A 16888-nucleotide genomic window follows, 5' to 3' on the forward strand; every position below is an offset into this window, starting at 1 on the left:
CGCGGCGGATCGCGCTCGCGGCCGCCGGGGAACTGCGGCGTACCGGGACGTCGGCCCGGGTGGCCGGGGTACTGCGGCAGCGGCGGGCCGTGGCCGACCAGTCGGGGCTGGACTCCCGGCAGCGGCTGGACAACCTCGCGGGTGCCCTGGAGGTGCCCGCCGGGGGTACCCGGCTGCTGGACGGCGGGGTGGTCGTGCTGGTGGACGACCTGATGACGACGGGTGCCTCGCTCGCGGAGGCGGCGCGGGCGGTGCGGGCGGCCCGGGACGCGTGGGCGGCCGAGCCGAGGCGGTCCGCTGCGGAACGAAGGGAAAGGGAGGCGGTGCGAACACGAGGGGTGACGGGAATGGCGGGCGCGGACAGCGCCGGAGACGGTATCAGCGCGGCGGTGGTCGCCGCGCCACCGGACTCTTTCCAAATAAACCGGAACTGACAGAGAACTTGCGTCGTTGCAGGCAGTGAAAGGGCCAATTCACCTGAACGGAGGTACGGCCCGGTAGAGGGTGACGACATCCGTCCGAGCGAGATATGTTCGGATGTGAGGGAATGGCCCCGGCCGTTCACCACATATCCGAATGCTGCGCTGCGGCTTTTCCGAATCACCCCGCGCTGGTGGGTGGAGATCTTGTCCACGGGGGAGGAGGAGGTGGAAGTCACCGAGTCCGCGGTTCCGGGAGCCACCGGAACCTGGTGCACAAGGGAGATGCTCCGCCAGTGGAGCGGAGCGATCCGGGAACGGAGTTCTGCGTGGACATCGTCGTCAAGGGCCGCAAGACCGAGGTGCCCGAGCGGTTCCGCAAGCACGTGGCCGAGAAGCTGAAGCTGGAGAGGATCCAGAAGCTCGACGGCAAGGTGATCAGCCTCGACGTCGAGGTGTCCAAGGAGCCCAACCCCCGACAGGCCGACCGCAGTGACCGGGTGGAGATCACGCTCCACTCCCGCGGGCCGGTGATCCGGGCCGAGGCAGCGGCAAGCGATCCGTATGCGGCGCTCGACCTGGCGGCGGACAAGCTGGAAGCCCGGCTGCGCAAGCAGCACGACAAGCGTTACACGCGCCGAGGCGCGCGCAGGCTCACTGCGGCGGAGGTCGCGGACCACGTCCCCGGCGTGGCGACCCTCAACGGCAACGGATACGTCGCCGACGAGGACAAGCCGGAAGACGTGCCCACGAAGAAGATCGGCTCGCTGGAGGTCAAGGGCGAAGGCCCCCTCATCGTCCGCGAGAAGACCCACGTGGCCTCCCCGATGACCCTCGACCAGGCTCTGTACGAGATGGAGCTGGTCGGGCACGACTTCTACCTCTTCGTCGACTCCGAGACAAAGGAACCCAGTGTCGTCTACCGGCGGCACGCCTACGACTACGGCGTCATCCACCTCAGCACGGACCCGATGGTCGCCCGGGCGCATTCGGACGCCGCGGGCGGCGCACTCGGTGGCTGAGCGTGCCGGGTGACAGCTGAGCCGGTGCCCCTGGAGCGCTCGTGCGCCCCCAGGGGCACCGGTGTGCGACCCCTTGTGGCCCGCTCTGTCACCGCAGCGTGGGCCGGGCATGGAATCATGGCCGAACCGGCCCCAACCGGGGGGTCGTTGCCTTGGGTTGGCGATGGCACAGAAACACGGGCCACGGCCTTCAGGGGGAGGAACGATGGCGGACAGCAGTTTCGGACCGATGCGTGACGAGGATGCCGACGACGGCTCCGTCGATATGGGCTCCGCCGCGGGCTCCTCACGCAAGGAGCCGATCCGGGTCCTCGTCGTGGACGACCACGCGCTTTTCCGCCGCGGCCTGGAGATCGTGCTCGCCGCCGAGGAGGACATCCAGGTCGTAGGCGAGGCCGGAGACGGGGCGGAGGCGGTCGACAAGGCCGCGGATCTGCTGCCCGACATCGTGCTGATGGACGTACGGATGCCCAAGCGCGGCGGTATCGAGGCGTGCACCTCCATCAAGGAGGTGGCCCCCAGCGCGAAGATCATCATGCTGACGATCAGCGACGAGGAGGCCGACCTCTACGACGCGATCAAGGCGGGGGCGACCGGATATCTCCTCAAGGAGATCTCCACGGACGAGGTGGCCACGGCCATTCGCGCGGTCGCCGACGGGCAGTCGCAGATCAGCCCCTCGATGGCGTCGAAGTTGCTCACCGAGTTCAAGTCAATGATTCAGCGGACCGACGAGCGGCGCCTCGTGCCGGCGCCGCGGCTGACGGACCGGGAACTGGAAGTGCTCAAGCTCGTGGCGACCGGGATGAACAACCGGGACATCGCCAAGGAGCTGTTCATTTCCGAGAACACCGTGAAGAACCATGTGCGCAACATCCTGGAGAAGCTGCAGCTGCACTCCAGGATGGAGGCTGTCGTGTACGCGATGCGGGAGAAGATCCTCGAGATCCGCTAGGCCACGACACCCCGGGCTCACGTCAGGGCGCGTACCAGAGGCTCCCGCAGTTCCGGGGCGTCCACTCGCTCCACGCGTACGTCCGTGCAGTCCACCCAGGTCGCCGCCTCCAGGAGAGCCTGGACCACGGCCGGGATCGCCTTGGGGCCGTCGAGGGTGACCTGCTTGGCGACCAGGGTACGGCCGTCGCGGGCGGGGTCGACGCGGCCGACGAGCCGGCCGCCGGACAGGACCGGCATCGCGAAGTAGCCGTGGACGCGCTTCTGCTTGGGGACGTAGGCCTCCAGGCGGTGGGTGAAGCCGAAGATCCGCTCCGTGCGGGCCCGTTCCCAGATCAGGGAGTCGAACGGGGACAGCAGCGTGGTGCGGTGGCGGCCACGCGGGGGTGTGGCCAGGGCCGTCGGGTCGGCCCAGGCGGGCTTGGCCCAGCCCTCCACCGTCACCGGGACCAGGCCCGAGTCGGCGACCACCGCGTCGAACTGCTCGCCCTTGAGACGGTGGTAGTCGGCGATGTCCGCGCGGGTGCCGACGCCGAGCGCCTCGCCGGCCAGGCGGACCAGGCGGCGCACGCACTCCGTGTCGTCCAGTTCGTCGTGCAGCAGGGCGTCCGGGACGGCGCGCTCCGCGAGGTCGTACACCCGCTTCCAGCCGCGGCGCTCCACGCAGACCACCTCGCCGTACATCAGGGCGCGCTCGACGGCGACCTTCTCGCCGGACCAGTCCCACCATTCGCTGGTGCGTTTCGCGCCGCCCAGCTCCGTGGCCGTGAGGGGGCCCTCGGTGCGGAGCTGTTTGATGACGCGGTCGTAGGCGTCGTCCGGGAGTTGGTGGTTCCAGTGGGGGCGGGCTCGGTAGGCGCGGCGGCGGAAGGCGAAGTGGGGCCATTCCTCGATGGGGAGGATGCAGGCGGCGTGCGACCAGTACTCGAAGGCGTGGGGTCGTGCCGAAGGCGCGCCGGCGGGTGTGGTCGTCCAGTAGGCGTTGTCGACCGTGGTGCGGCCCACGGCGCCCAGGCGGGCGTACGGGATGAGTTCGTGGGAGCGGGCCAGGACCGAGATGGTGTCGAGTTGGACCGCGCCCAGGTGCCGCAGGACGCCGCGGACGCCGGATCTGCGGTCCGGGGCGCCGAGGAAGCCCTGTGCCCGTAGGGCGATGCGGCGGGCCTCGTCTGCGGTGAGTTCTGTGGTGGGGCGCGGGAGGGAGGTCATGCTCCGCAGGGTAGGGGAGGGGACTGACAGTGGGGGGTGAGCTGGGGAAACGGGGTCTTGAGCGGGGGTTCTCGGGTGCTCGGTGGTGGTGCCGGGCGGGGGTGGGTGCGCAGCTCGGCGCTTACGAGGCGCCGCTGCGCCCACCCTCCCCCACTCTCGGCTTCGCTCGAGCGGGAGGTGCCCCCATCGCCCCAGCGGCACGACTGCCCGCAGTTGGGGACGGCTGTCAGGATCGTGCCGGCACGTACGGCGCCGGTGAGGGCAGGCCCAGGTCCGAGGGGAGCAAGGAGGCCATCCAGCAGTCGCGGCGGACTCCGTTGTTGCTGAGGGCGGCTCGGAGGGTGCCTTCGAGGGTGAAGCCGGTGTGCTCGGCGACCGAGCGGGAGGCGGTGTTGCCCACTTCGGCGCGCCATTCGAGGCGGTCGAGGGCGAGGGTGGTGAAGGACCAGTGGGCGGCGGCGCGGGTGGCCTCGATGATGTAGCCGTTGCGGCGGTGCTCCTTGGTGGCCCAGAAGCCGATCTCGCCGGTGCCGGGGGAGCGCATGGTGATGCCGAGCATCCCCGCCAGCTCCCCGGCGGGGAGGAAGAGACCGAAGGTGAACATCGAGGCGGTGGCCCAGCCTTCGGGAACGGCCTGCTCGACGAATCCCACCGCGTGCTCGCGCAGGTACGGCGAGGGAATCGTGGTCCAGCGCTGGATGTCCGGGTCCTGCGCAGCCGCGTACACCGTGTCGGTGTCGCGCCGGTCCACGGTGCGCAGCAGCAGGCGCTCGGTGGTCAGGGTGACGGGTTCCATCGGGCGATTCTGCTCGGTGCGGCGGAAGGGCGCCATCCCATTCGAGGCCGTTCTGTGGACGGTGAGGGGGCGCGGTGCGTGAAGCGGTCACAAATCGCGCATTTCGTGGGTGGAACGCGGCACCATCCGCTACGCCTGCCCGTTGTCCTGGTAGCTGTCACTGCCAGACCTCCCGGCACGGCGGGGTCCTCGCTTACGATGGCCGTTGCTCAAGCTGTGATTCAACTCTGCCAACTGTCATTGAACCGACCCTCCCCAGGCCCGACCGGCAAGGAGACAAACCCCCGTGTCCGTCCTCTCGAAGATCATGCGTGCAGGCGAAGGCAAAATCCTGCGCAAGCTGCACCGCATCGCGGACCAGGTCAACTCCATCGAAGAGGACTTCGTCGACCTCTCCGACGCCGAGCTGCGGGCCCTCACCGAGGAGTACAAGCAGCGGTACGCCGACGGTGAGACCCTCGACGACCTGCTTCCCGAGGCGTTCGCCACCGTGCGCGAGGGCGCCAAGCGCGCACTCGGCCAGCGCCACTACGACGTGCAGATGATGGGCGGCGCCGCCCTGCACCTCGGCTACGTCGCCGAGATGAAGACCGGTGAGGGCAAGACCCTCGTCGGCACGCTGCCCGCCTATCTGAACGCGCTGTCCGGCAAGGGTGTCCACCTGATCACGGTCAACGACTACCTGGCCGAGCGCGACTCCGAGATGATGGGCCGCGTCCACAAGTTCCTGGGCCTGAGCGTCGGCTGCATCCTCGCCAACATGACGCCGGCCCAGCGCCGTGAGCAGTACGCGTGCGACGTCACGTACGGCACGAACAACGAGTTCGGCTTCGACTATCTCCGCGACAACATGGCGTGGTCCAAGGACGAGCTCGTCCAGCGCGGCCACAACTTCGCGATCGTCGACGAGGTCGACTCCATCCTCGTCGACGAGGCCCGGACGCCGCTGATCATCTCCGGCCCGGCCGACCAGGCCACCAAGTGGTACGGCGACTTCGCCAAGCTGGTCACCCGCCTGAAGAAGGGCGAGCCCGGCCAGCCGCTCAAGGGCATCGAGGAGACCGGCGACTACGAGGTCGACGAGAAGAAGCGCACGGTCGCCATCCACGAGTCCGGCGTCTCCAAGGTCGAGGACTGGCTGGGCATCGACAACCTCTACGAGTCGGTGAACACGCCTCTGGTGGGCTACCTGAACAACGCCATCAAGGCCAAGGAGCTCTTCAAGAAGGACAAGGACTACGTCGTCATGGACGGCGAAGTCATGATCGTCGACGAGCACACCGGCCGTATCCTCGCCGGCCGCCGGTACAACGAGGGCATGCACCAGGCGATCGAGGCGAAGGAAGGGGTGGACATCAAGGACGAGAACCAGACGCTCGCCACGATCACCCTGCAGAACTTCTTCCGCCTCTACAAGCGCCACGACCACAACGGCAAGGAACGGCCCGGCCTCTGCGGCATGACCGGTACGGCGATGACCGAGGCCGCCGAGTTCCACCAGATCTACAAGCTCGGCGTCGTCCCGATCCCGACCAACCGGCCGATGGTCCGCAAGGACCAGTCCGACCTGATCTACCGCACCGAGGTCGCGAAGTTCGAGGCGGTCGTCGACGACATCGTCGAGAAGCACGAGAAGGGCCAGCCGATCCTCGTCGGTACGACGTCGGTCGAGAAGTCCGAGTACCTGTCCCAGCAGCTGAGCAAGCGCGGCGTCCAGCACGAGGTGCTCAACGCCAAGCAGCACGACCGGGAGGCGACGATCGTCGCCCAGGCCGGCCGCAAGGGCGCCGTGACCGTCGCCACCAACATGGCCGGCCGCGGTACGGACATCAAGCTCGGCGGCAACCCCGACGACCTCGCCGAGGCGGAGCTGCGCCAGCGCGGCCTCGACCCCGAGGAGCACATCGAGGAGTGGGCCCACGCCCTGCCCGAGGCCCTCGCGAAGGCTGAGGAAGCGGTCAAGACGGAGTTCGAGGAGGTCAAGGACCTTGGAGGGCTCTACGTCCTCGGCACCGAGCGGCACGAGTCCCGACGCATCGACAACCAGCTGCGCGGTCGTTCCGGCCGTCAGGGCGACCCCGGCGAGTCCCGCTTCTACCTGTCGCTGGGCGACGACCTGATGAGGCTCTTCAAGGCCCAGATGGTCGAACGCGTGATGTCCATGGCGAACGTGCCGGACGACGTCCCGATCGAGAACAAGATGGTCACCCGAGCGATCGCCTCGGCCCAGTCGCAGGTCGAGCAGCAGAACTTCGAGACCCGGAAGAACGTCCTCAAGTACGACGAGGTCCTCAACCGGCAGCGCGAGGTCATCTACGGCGAGCGTCGCCGCGTCCTGGAGGGCGAGGACCTGCAGGAGCAGATCCAGCACTTCATGGACGACACCATCGACGCGTACATCACCGCCGAGACCGCCGAGGGCTTCGCTGAGGAGTGGGACCTCGACCGGCTGTGGGGCGCCTTCAAGCAGCTCTACCCGGTGAAGGTCACCGTCGACGAGCTGGAGGACGCCGCCGGGGACCGCGCCGGGCTGACCGCCGAGTTCATCGGCGAGTCCATCAAGGACGACATCACCGAGCAGTACCAGGCGCGTGAGTCGCAGCTCGGCTCCGAGATCATGCGTGAGCTGGAGCGCCGGGTCGTTCTCTCCGTGCTGGACCGCAAGTGGCGTGAGCACCTCTACGAGATGGACTACCTCCAGGAGGGCATCGGCCTGCGCGCGATGGCCCAGAAGGACCCGCTGGTCGAGTACCAGCGCGAGGGCTTCGACATGTTCACCGCCATGATGGAGGGCATCAAGGAGGAGTCCGTCGGCTACCTGTTCAACCTTGAGGTCCAGGTCGAGCAGCAGGTCGAGGAGGTCCCGGTCGAGGACACGAAGCCGTCCCTGGACAAGGGCGACGCGGTGCCGGCCCAGGCGAGTGCGTCCCGGCCGGAGATCCGCGCCAAGGGCCTGGAGGCCCCGCAGCGCCGTGACCGCCTCCACTTCTCCGCGCCGACCGTCGACGGGGAGGGCGGCATCGTCGAGGGCGACCTGCCCGAGGACGAGCCCGTCCGCTCCGAGGCCGACGGCCTCACCCGTGCGGAGCGCCGCAAGCAGCAGGGGAAGACCAGCCGCCGCCGTAAGAAGTGAGGTCGCTCCCCCCCCCCCCCGGGGCGAGGGCGTTCCGTGCGGCATGCGGCATGCGGCATGCGTACGTTCCCTGCGGGGTGGGTGTGAGCTGTAGGCCGTGAGGCTTTGAGGGGCCGGGCATCTTCGGGTGCCCGGCCCTTCGCGTTTCTCGGACGGGGGCTGCCGTGGGCCGTTGCTCAGTCGTCGTCGGGGTGGGGGAGCCTCGGGCCGCCGAGTTCCACCGCAGTACAGCGCCAGCGGTGGTCGGGGCCGTGCTCCAGGCGGAAGGCCATGGCGCGGAGGCGGTCGCCGGCGCCGATGCGTGCGAAGACCTCCAGGGCGCCCGGGCCGGCCACGTAGTAGCCGATGTCGCGGACGACGGGGTGGGCGCCGTGTGGGGTGCGCAGGGAGCCGCGTTCGGCCAGCCAGGCCAGTTCGTCGTAGGCCCTTCCAGCGGTGTGGCGCAGCATGCTGTGGACCGGGCGACGGCCGCTCAGTACGGACAGGAGGAGGTCGGCGAAACGGTCGGTGGGCCGAGGGTGGGGGACGGGTCCGGCGAGGGGTGGGTTGGGCGCCGTGCGGGCCGGGGTGCGGCCGGGGCGGCGGGTGTCGTGGCGGACGGGTGGGCGGGTGCCGGGGTTGCGCTTGGTCCTGGTCATGACCTTGTTCATGGAAATCCCCGTTCGTCGGTGAGGCCGCCGGGTACCAGTCGGTAACTTGGCGATGGGGATCTTGTACGAGACCGGAGGGGGTCGTGGCAAGGAAGCGCGGGAGGCTGCCGGGGGCCGCGCGATGTTCACTTATCAGGGTGACGGTGAGGGGGTTCGGGCCCGGCGGGGCGGGGGTGTGCCGGGTGAGGTGGCGGGCCTGGGGTGGACGTGTCCGGAGGGTTGGGCGGGGGCTCGAAAGAGGACGCCCGCACGTATCCTGAAGGCCCTCCGGAGGCTTCGCGGGGACCTCTGCGGCGAACCCGAGACGCATCGCTGGACCGAACCGCTGGACCGAACCGCTGAAACGCTCCGAGGCGCTCCGAGATCACGACTACGAAAGCGGCCTGCCATGCGCGTCTACGTCCCCCTGACCCTTCCCGGGCTCGCCGAGGCGTACAAGACGGGTGAGCTGGGGGAGGGGGCGTTCGTCGCGTACGCCGTCACGCCGGCTCTGCGGGAGTGGTATCTCTCCGACGACATCGAGGAGTTGGAGTACGCGGCGCTGAACCGGGCGGCGCTCGCGTCGTTGCGGCTGGTGGCCGTGGATCCGGGGGCTGCTCGACGGCGGGTCGTCGTGGCCCTGGACGTGGCGGACCGGGACGCGGTGGCCGATCCCGACCGGGGGCTCGATCCGGTGGCGCTCGGAGAGGTGCGGGTGGCCGGACCGGTGTCGTTGGGCAAGGCCGCGGCGGTGCATGTGGACTCGGTGGAGGCCGAGGGGGAGGTGGGGGAGGCCGCGGACGCGCTGGGGGCGGCGGATCAGGGGGATGACGACGCGCAGTTCATCGTGGACGGGGCGGACGATCACGAGTTGCTCTGGTACGCGACGCAGGAGATTCCCAACCTGGTGGGGCTGGGGGACTGAGCGCTCTGGCCGGGGGTTGTGTCGTGGCGCCCCCCGCCGGGGCTGGGGGAGGGCCGTTCTCGCTCACTGGCGCATGCCGGGTGCCGCTGCGCTCACCCGTGGCGCCTCCGGCGGCACGATTGCCCGCAGTCAGGTGCGGCCCGGGTGCCCCCCGGCGGGGCGATGGTCGTGGCGCTTCCCGCTTGGGCTGGGGGAGGGCCGTTCTCGCTCCCTGGCGCATGCCGGGTGCCGCTGCGCTCACCCGTGGCGCCTCCGGCGGCACGATTGCCCGCAGTCGTGTGCGGCCCGGGTGGTGGCTGGGAATGGGTTGTCGGTGGTGAAGGGTACGTTTTGGGTATGGGGATGAACGGAGTCGGGGCGCATATCGTCTGGGACTGGAATGGGACCTTGTTCCATGACAACGAGGCGATCATCGGGGCGACGAACGCGGCGTTCGCGGAGTTGGGGATCGAGCCGATCACGCTGGAGCGGTACCGGGAGCTGTACTGCGTGCCGGTGCCGAAGTTCTATGAGCGGTTGATCGGGCGGCTGCCCACGGATGAGGAGTGGGAGGCCATGGATGTGGTCTTCCACCGGTACTACACGGAGCACCGGGTGGCCTGTGGGCTGACCGCGGGCGTGCCGGAGCTGCTCAGGGACTGGCTTTCGGCGGGGCGCAGTCAGTCGATCCTCAGCATGTATGTGCACGAGGAACTGGTTCCGCTGGTCCGGGGCTTCGGGATCGAACCGCACTTCGTTCGGGTCGACGGGCGGACCGGGCCCTCCGGGGGCAGCAAGGCCGAGCACATGGTGCGGCATCTGCGCCGGCTCGTGGGTGTGGAGCCGAGACGGACCGTCGTGATCGGGGACGCCGCCGATGACGCCGTCGCCGCCCGGCATGTGGGAGCGCAGGCCGTGCTCTACACCGGGGGCTCCCACGGCAGAGCCAGTCTGGAGTGGGTCGGGGTGCCCGTCGTGGACACCCTGGAGGAGGCCGTCGCGGAGGCCGAGCGGCTGGCCGCGTAGCGGTCAGCACCCTTTCACACCCCTGCCCCGCCCCGTTCCGCCCCGCCCCGCCCCGCCCTCTTTGCGTCACCAGGGTGCCGTCGGCGACGGTCGCGGCGTCCCGGAAGGTCGCGCCGGGCGGCCTGCGGGTCGCGTTCGAGGGCGGGGTGCGCGGTGACGCGGCGACCGTGCGGGGTGTCCACGGTGGCGGCGAGCGGCGGTCCGTGGTGCAGCTCGGGGTCGTTGCGGAGGTACTCCGAGGCCCGGCCGCCGGGGACGACGACGGCCCCGCCCTGCCTTGGCCGTCATGGCGGGGCTCCCCTCGGGAGTGCGGCACCGCCGCGCACTCGGCCGGGGTCGAGCCGGCTCCGGCGGGGCCTCCCCTTACAGGGCCAGGGCTTCCCGGGCAACGTGCATCCGGGTGAGGGTTCTACCGACGGGGTGCGGATTCGGGGTCCGGCGAAAGCGCGTATAAGCTCGGTTGCGCGGAGGTAAGCTCAAAAGTGCGCGATGGGTACTGTGCAGAACGTCAAAGTTCGACCCCCTGTTTTGTACACATACGGCTCATGACGCGCCCCCCGTCCGGAGGGATAGCCTTGTGGCGTGATCAGCGCGATAGTTCGCGGGGACCTCGTTGTCCCTGCCCTGCGCCCGGTGCACACGGACGACATCCGTGTCCGGGCGGCGGTCGCTGGTCCTCGCGGGCGGGAGGGAGCCACCAGGGCTCCCGGGACGCCGGGTGCACCCACTGGTCGGACGGTGCCGAGAGCAGCGTCACATCCCGGTCGGGTACCGAGAATGGCTGATTACCCCCCGCTCATCTCACCCTGCGGCATAGCGTCGAAGCAGACCGGACACCCCGTGTCGTGGTGGCGCGTCGGAGGGAACGAGTTCGTACTTCCTTCTACGTCTCGCAACGGCGCGCGACAGGAGCCAGAGGACAATGCAGACCAAGCTGGACGAAGCCAAGGCCGAGCTGCTCGAACGGGCCGCCCGGGTAGCTGAGAACAGCCCGGTCGGGGGGTATCTACCGACTGGGACGACGAGCGAGAGTACGTCCGGCATCCCGGACCACGACACCGTGCTCGCGTTCCTCCAGCGCTACTACCTGCACACCGCCCCGGAGGACCTGAGCGGCCGCGACCCGGTCGACATCTTCGGAGCCGCCCACTCCCACTACCGCCTGGCCGAGAACCGCCCCCAGGGCACGGCCAACGTGCGGGTCCACACCCCGACCGTCGAGGAGAACGGCTGGACGTGCAGCCACTCCGTCGTCGAGGTCGTCACCGACGACATGCCCTTCCTCGTCGACTCCGTGACCAACGAGCTGTCACGGCAGGGGCGCGGCATCCATGTCGTCATCCATCCGCAGGTCGTCGTACGACGGGACGTCACGGGCAAGCTCGTCGAGCTGGTCATCGAGCCGGCCGCCGTCGCGGCGGCGGCCGCGGCCGTGGCGGCCGGTGAGACGCTGCCGCACGACGCGCACATCGAGTCCTGGATCCACGTGGAGATGGACCGCGAGACCGACCGGGCGGACCTCAAGCAGATCAACAACGATCTGCTGCGCGTCCTGTCCGACGTCCGCGAGGCCGTCGAGGACTGGGAGAAGATGCGGGACGCGGCGGTCCGTATCGCCGACGGGCTGCCCGCCGAGAACACCGCCGACGACCTGCGCGAACAGGAGGTGGAGGAGGCCCGCGAGCTGCTGCGCTGGCTCGCCGACGACCACTTCACCTTCCTGGGGTTCAGGGAGTACGAGCTGCGGGAGGACGACTCGCTCGCCGCCGTCGCCGGCACCGGCCTCGGCATCCTGCGCTCCGACCCGCACCACGCCGGGCACGACCACCACCCCGTCAGCTCCTCCTTCGAGCGGCTGCCCGCCGACGCCCGCGCCAAGGCCCGGGAGCACAAGCTCCTCGTCCTGACGAAGGCCAACAGCCGGGCCACCGTCCACCGGCCGTCCTACCTCGACTACGTGGGCGTGAAGAAGTTCGACGCCGAGGGGAACGTGGTCGGTGAGCGGCGCTTCCTCGGACTGTTCTCCTCGGCCGCCTACACCGAGTCCGTGCGCCGGGTGCCCGTCGTCCGCCGCAAGGTCGACGACGTCCTCAAGGGCGCCGGGTTCTCGCCCAACAGTCACGACGGGCGCGACCTGCTCCAGATCCTGGAGACGTACCCGCGCGACGAACTGTTCCAGACCTCCGCCGACGAGCTGCGGTCCATCGTCACCTCCGTGCTCTACCTCCAGGAGCGCCGGCGACTGCGGCTCTACCTCCGCCAGGACGAGTACGGGCGTTACTACTCCGCCCTCGTCTACCTTCCGCGCGACCGCTACACCACCGGCGTACGCCTCAGGATCATCGACATCCTGAAGGACGAACTGGGCGGCATCAGCGTCGACTTCACCGCCATGAACACCGAGTCGATCCTCTCCCGGCTGCACTTCGTGGTCCGTGTCCAGCCCGGCACCGAGCTGCCGCACCTCAGCGACGCCGACAAGGACCGCCTCGAGGCCAAGCTGGTGGAGGCCGCCCGGTCCTGGTCGGACGGGTTCGCCGAGGCGCTCAACGCCGAGGTCGGCGAGGAGCGGGCCGCCGAACTGCTGCGCCGGTACGCGAACGCCATCCCCGAGGGGTACAAGGCCGACCACAACCCCCGCTCGGCCGTCGCGGACCTCGTGCGCCTCGAAGCGCTGGAACAGGACGAGGACTTCGAGCTCAGCCTGTACGAGCCGGTGGGCGCCGCGCCCGACGAGCGCCGCTTCAAGATCTACCGCAAGGGCGGCTCCGTCTCGCTCTCCGCGGTGCTGCCCGTCCTCAACCGCATCGGCGTCGAGGTCATCGACGAGCGGCCGTACGAGCTGCGCTGCGCGGACCGGACGACGGCGTGGATCTACGACTTCGGGCTGCGCATGCCCAGGCCGCAGGCCGGCAGCGTGGACCACGCCGGGGACGACGCCCGGGAGCGGGTGCAGGACACCTTCGCCGCCACCTGGACCGGGCAGGCCGAGAACGACGGGTTCAACGCGCTCGTGCTGAGCGCGGGCCTCACCTGGCGGCAGGCCATGGTGCTGCGCGCGTACGCCAAGTACCTGCGCCAGGCCGGGTCGACCTTCAGCCAGGACTACATGGAGGACACCCTCCGCAACAACGTCCACACCACCCGGTTGCTCGTGTCGCTGTTCGAGGCGCGGATGTCGCCGGACCGGCAGCGGGCGGGCCGGGAGATCGTCGACGCGCTCCTCGAAGAGGTCGACGCGGCGCTCGACCAGGTGGCGAGCCTCGACGAGGACCGGATCCTGCGGTCCTTCCTCACCGTCATCAAGGCGACGCTGCGCACGAACTTCTTCCAGGAGGCGGCCGGCGGCAAGCCGCACGACTACGTCTCCATGAAGTTCGACCCCCAGGTCATCCCCGACCTGCCGGCACCGCGACCGGCGTACGAGATCTGGGTGTACTCGCCGCGGGTCGAGGGCGTGCACCTGCGGTTCGGGAAGGTCGCCCGCGGCGGGCTGCGCTGGTCGGACCGGCGGGAGGACTTCCGGACCGAGATCCTGGGCCTGGTCAAGGCGCAGATGGTCAAGAACACCGTCATCGTGCCCGTCGGCGCCAAGGGCGGCTTCGTCGCCAAGCAGCTGCCCGACCCCTCGGCGGACCGGGACGCGTGGCTGGCCGAGGGCATCCGGAGCTACAAGACCTTCATCTCCGCGCTCCTCGACATCACCGACAACATGGTCGCGGGCGAGGTCGTACCGCCGTCGGACGTCGTACGGCACGACGAGGACGACACCTATCTCGTCGTCGCCGCCGACAAGGGCACCGCGACCTTCTCCGACATCGCCAACGGGGTCGCCGAGAACTACAACTTCTGGCTCGGGGACGCCTTCGCCTCCGGCGGCAGCGCCGGGTACGACCACAAGGGCATGGGCATCACCGCCCGTGGCGCCTGGGAGTCGGTCAAGCGGCACTTCCGGGAGGTGGGTGTCGACACGCAGTCCGAGGACTTCACGGTCGTCGGCATCGGTGACATGTCCGGTGACGTGTTCGGCAACGGCATGCTGCTCAGCGAGCACATCCGGCTCGTCGCCGCCTTCGACCACCGGCACATCTTCATCGACCCCAGCCCGGACGCGGCGACCTCGTACGCCGAGCGCCGCCGCGTCTTCGAGCTGCCCCGCTCCAGCTGGGCCGACTACGACACCGATCTGATCTCCACCGGCGGCGGTGTCTTCCCGCGTACGGCCAAGGCGATCCCCATCAACGGCCACATCCGGGACGTCCTCGGCATCGAGGACAAGATCGCCAAGATGACCCCGGCCGACCTGATGAAGGCGATCCTCCAGGCACCGGTCGACCTGCTGTGGAACGGCGGCATCGGCACCTACGTGAAGGCGTCGACCGAGTCGCACGCCGATGTCGGCGACAAGGCCAACGACGCCATCCGGGTCGACGGGCGGGACCTGCGGGTCCAGGTCGTCGGCGAGGGCGGCAACCTCGGCCTGACCCAGCTGGGGCGGATCGAGTTCGCGCAGACCGGCGGGCGGGTCAACACCGACGCCATCGACAACAGCGCGGGCGTGGACACCTCCGACCACGAGGTGAACATCAAGATCCTGCTCAACGGCCTGGTCAGGGACGGCGACATGACGGTCAAGCAGCGCAACAAGCTGCTCGCCGAGATGACCGACGAGGTCGGCCACCTCGTCCTGCGCAACAACTACGCGCAGAACACGGCGATCGCCAACGCCCTCGCCCAGTCCCCGGACATGCTCCACGCCCAGCAGCGCTTCATGCGCCACCTGGTCAGGGAGGGCCACCTCGACCGCGCGCTCGAATTCCTGCCCAGCGACCGGCAGATCCGTGAGCGGCTCAACACCGCGCAGGGGCTCACCGGCCCCGAGACGGCCGTCCTCCTCGCCTACACGAAGATCACGGTCGCCGAGGAGCTGCTGCACACCTCGCTGCCGGACGACGCCTACCTGCGCAAGCTGCTGCACGCGTACTTCCCGGCGGCGCTGGGCGAGCGGTTCCCCGAGCACATCGACAGCCACCCGCTGAGCCGCGAGATCGTCACGACCCTGCTGGTCAACGACACGGTCAACACGGGCGGTACGAGCTTCCTGCACCGGCTGCGGGAGGAGACCGGGGCCTCGCTGGAGGAGATCGTCCGGGCACAGACCGCGTCCCGCGCGATCTTCGGGTCGGGCGAGGTGTGGGACGGCGTCGAGGGCCTGGACAACATGGTCGACGCGGCCGTCCAGACCCGGATCCGGCTGCACTCCCGCCGCCTCGTCGAACGCGGTACGCGCTGGCTGCTCAACAACCGGCCGCAGCCGCTGCAGCTCGCCGAGACCATCGCGTTCTTCTCCGAGGGCGTGCACCTGGTCTGGGGCGAGCTGCCCAAGCTGCTGCGCGGCGCGGACCTGGAGTGGTATCAGAAGATCTACGACGAGCTGACGGGCGCCGGGGTTCCGGAGGAGCTGGCCACCCGGGTCGCGGGCTTCTCCTCGGCCTTCCCGACGCTGGACATCGTAGCCGTCGCCGACCGGGTCGGCCGGACGCCGATGGAGGTCGCCGAGGTGTACTACGACCTCGCCGACCGGCTGAGCATCACCCAGCTCATGGACCGCATCATCGACCTGCCGCGCGCCGACCGCTGGCAGTCCATGGCCCGCGCGGCGATCCGCGAGGACCTGTACGCGGCCCACGCGTCCCTCACCGCCGAGGTTCTCTCCGCGGGCAACGGCTCCTCCACGCCGGAGCAGCGCTTCAAGGTGTGGGAGCAGAAGAACGCGGCACTGCTGGGCCGGGCGCGCACGACGCTGGAGGAGATCCAGGGCTCCGACGCGTTCGATCTGGCCAACCTGTCGGTGGCGATGCGGACGATGCGGACGCTGCTGCGCAGCCACTCGTAGCGTTTTCCGCGCGTACGACGAAGGGGGCGCCCCATGGCTGTGGGGCGCCCCCTTCGGGTGCGTCTGGGGGCTACTCGGTGATCTTCCAGAGCGTCAGTTTGCCCTGCACCGTGGGGACTTCCCAGCTGTAGTCGCCCGGTGTCAGCGCGGTGATCTCGTACATGGCGAGGTTGCCGGACGTGGTGACCGTGCAGAGCCTGGTGCCCTTGTCGATCTCCGCCTGCTCGCCGAAGTCCTCGGAGTCCAGGGTCGAGGGCAGGACGTTCGTTCCCGTGCCTTCGGCGCACTCCTGGGGTGTGGCGCCGACACTCTTGCCCATCGTCTTCTCGAAGTACCAGTAGTTGTTGTTCAGGTACATGTCTTTGAGGTCGTCGACCATCGCGTCCTCGGTGTCGACCTCGGGTTTGTCGAAGTCGACGTTGACGTAGTCCGAGCCGGTGGGGGTGCGGAGGGTGAAGGGCTTGCCTTCGAACACCTTCGTGTACTGGGCGTTCTCGGGGATGGTGGGGGATGTGCTCGGGGTCGCCCCGTCCCCTCCGTCGTCCTGGCCGCCGGTGCCGGCGCCGGTGTCGGTCGGGGACGGGCTCGGCGTCGCGGCCGCCTTGTCGTCCTTGCCGCTGTCCTTCGTGCCGTTCGCCTTGGTGTTGCTGTCGTCCTTCTTGTTGATCACGTACACCGCGGCGGCCGCGCCCGAGCCGGCCACGAGGACGAGGGCCAGGGCGACGAGGGCCGCCTTGAGGCCGCGGCGGCTCTTCTTGGGGGCGGGCGGAGCCGTCGGTGCCGGGGCCTGCGGGGTGAGGCTGTAGGTGTCCGTCGCCGGGGGCGGGTAGCCGTAGCCGGGGGCCGGTCCCTGGGGCGCCGGGCCGAAGCCGGTCTGCGGGGGCGTCGGGGCCGGCTGGG

General features: G+C 69.6%; 10 protein-coding genes and 2 pseudogenes. 7 read left to right on the forward strand and 5 right to left on the reverse strand.

The features are described from left to right. From AWZ10_RS16360 to AWZ10_RS16370, 3 genes are all read left to right on the forward strand, one after another. Window positions 1–434: ComF family protein (locus AWZ10_RS16360; RefSeq protein ID WP_425264495.1), on the forward strand; the 434-nt coding region annotated here is incomplete at its 5' end. A gap of 314 nt (window positions 435–748) precedes the next feature. Next, on the forward strand, window positions 749–1441 hold the full coding sequence (hpf, locus tag AWZ10_RS16365) for a ribosome hibernation-promoting factor, HPF/YfiA family (RefSeq protein WP_408992341.1): 693 nt from the start codon (window positions 749–751) through the stop codon (window positions 1439–1441). 205 nt (window positions 1442–1646) lie between these two features. After that, on the forward strand, window positions 1647–2396 hold the full coding sequence (locus tag AWZ10_RS16370) for a response regulator (RefSeq protein ID WP_037703685.1): 750 nt from the start codon (window positions 1647–1649) through the stop codon (window positions 2394–2396). A 17-nt stretch (window positions 2397–2413) separates the two neighbouring features. Here the strand turns inward: AWZ10_RS16370 and AWZ10_RS16375 are convergent, their stop codons facing one another. Together AWZ10_RS16375 and AWZ10_RS16380 are read right to left on the reverse strand one after the other, a co-directional pair. After that, a complete protein-coding gene (locus AWZ10_RS16375; RefSeq protein ID WP_060891427.1) occupies window positions 2414–3604 on the reverse strand; it encodes a winged helix-turn-helix domain-containing protein in 1191 nt (396 codons plus the stop codon). 226 nt (window positions 3605–3830) lie between these two features. Then, window positions 3831–4400, reverse strand: a complete 570-nt coding sequence (locus AWZ10_RS16380; RefSeq protein ID WP_046709744.1) for a GNAT family N-acetyltransferase — start codon at window positions 4398–4400, stop codon at window positions 3831–3833. Window positions 4401–4686: 286 nt separating this feature from the next. Here AWZ10_RS16380 and secA point away from each other — a divergent pair, with 286 nt between their 5' ends. Next, on the forward strand, window positions 4687–7533 hold the full coding sequence (gene secA, locus AWZ10_RS16385) for a preprotein translocase subunit SecA (protein WP_046709742.1): 2847 nt from the start codon (window positions 4687–4689) through the stop codon (window positions 7531–7533). A gap of 176 nt (window positions 7534–7709) precedes the next feature. On the opposite strand, the gene AWZ10_RS16390 is transcribed toward secA, so the two are convergent. Beyond that, on the reverse strand, window positions 7710–8183 hold the full coding sequence (locus tag AWZ10_RS16390; RefSeq protein ID WP_060891428.1) for an Rv3235 family protein: 474 nt from the start codon (window positions 8181–8183) through the stop codon (window positions 7710–7712). A 388-nt stretch (window positions 8184–8571) separates the two neighbouring features. On the opposite strand from AWZ10_RS16390, the gene AWZ10_RS16395 reads away from it, so the two are divergent. Both AWZ10_RS16395 and AWZ10_RS16400 read left to right on the forward strand, forming a co-directional pair. Then, the gene (locus tag AWZ10_RS16395; protein WP_060891429.1) at window positions 8572–9087 is read left to right on the forward strand and encodes a DUF6912 family protein; all 516 of its coding nucleotides are present in this window, start codon (window positions 8572–8574) and stop codon (window positions 9085–9087) included. Window positions 9088–9423: 336 nt separating this feature from the next. Further along, on the forward strand, window positions 9424–10092 hold the full coding sequence (locus AWZ10_RS16400) for an HAD family hydrolase (RefSeq protein ID WP_060891430.1): 669 nt from the start codon (window positions 9424–9426) through the stop codon (window positions 10090–10092). A gap of 58 nt (window positions 10093–10150) precedes the next feature. Here the strand turns inward: AWZ10_RS16400 and AWZ10_RS53680 are convergent. Further along, window positions 10151–10373, reverse strand: a pseudogene (locus AWZ10_RS53680) (type 1 glutamine amidotransferase family protein); the annotation flags it as partial. 641 nt (window positions 10374–11014) lie between these two features. Between AWZ10_RS53680 and AWZ10_RS16405 the strand changes: the two are divergent. Next, window positions 11015–15988: an NAD-glutamate dehydrogenase gene (locus AWZ10_RS16405; RefSeq protein WP_046709321.1), complete on the forward strand. Its 4974-nt coding sequence runs from the start codon at window positions 11015–11017 to the stop codon at window positions 15986–15988. A 70-nt stretch (window positions 15989–16058) separates the two neighbouring features. Here AWZ10_RS16405 and AWZ10_RS16410 read toward each other — a convergent pair. Next, window positions 16059–16888 (reverse strand): annotated as a pseudogene (locus AWZ10_RS16410) (serine/threonine protein kinase); the annotation flags it as partial.

This window comes from Streptomyces europaeiscabiei, assembly GCF_001550375.1.
GTDB classification, from domain to species: domain Bacteria; phylum Actinomycetota; class Actinomycetes; order Streptomycetales; family Streptomycetaceae; genus Streptomyces; species Streptomyces europaeiscabiei.

Bases quoted from the DNA above. Each gene is read 5' to 3' on its own strand.
- AWZ10_RS16370 (WP_037703685.1), top strand. From the start codon at position 1,647: ATGGCGGACAGCAGTTTCGGACCGATGCGTGACGAGGATGCCGACGAC.
- AWZ10_RS16375 (WP_060891427.1), bottom strand. From the start codon at position 3,604: ATGACCTCCCTCCCGCGCCCCACCACAGAACTCACCGCAGACGAGGCC.
- AWZ10_RS16380 (WP_046709744.1), bottom strand. From the start codon at position 4,400: ATGGAACCCGTCACCCTGACCACCGAGCGCCTGCTGCTGCGCACCGTG.
- AWZ10_RS16390 (WP_060891428.1), bottom strand. From the start codon at position 8,183: ATGAACAAGGTCATGACCAGGACCAAGCGCAACCCCGGCACCCGCCCA.
- AWZ10_RS16395 (WP_060891429.1), top strand. From the start codon at position 8,572: ATGCGCGTCTACGTCCCCCTGACCCTTCCCGGGCTCGCCGAGGCGTAC.
- AWZ10_RS16400 (WP_060891430.1), top strand. From the start codon at position 9,424: ATGGGGATGAACGGAGTCGGGGCGCATATCGTCTGGGACTGGAATGGG.
- AWZ10_RS16405 (WP_046709321.1), top strand. From the start codon at position 11,015: ATGCAGACCAAGCTGGACGAAGCCAAGGCCGAGCTGCTCGAACGGGCC.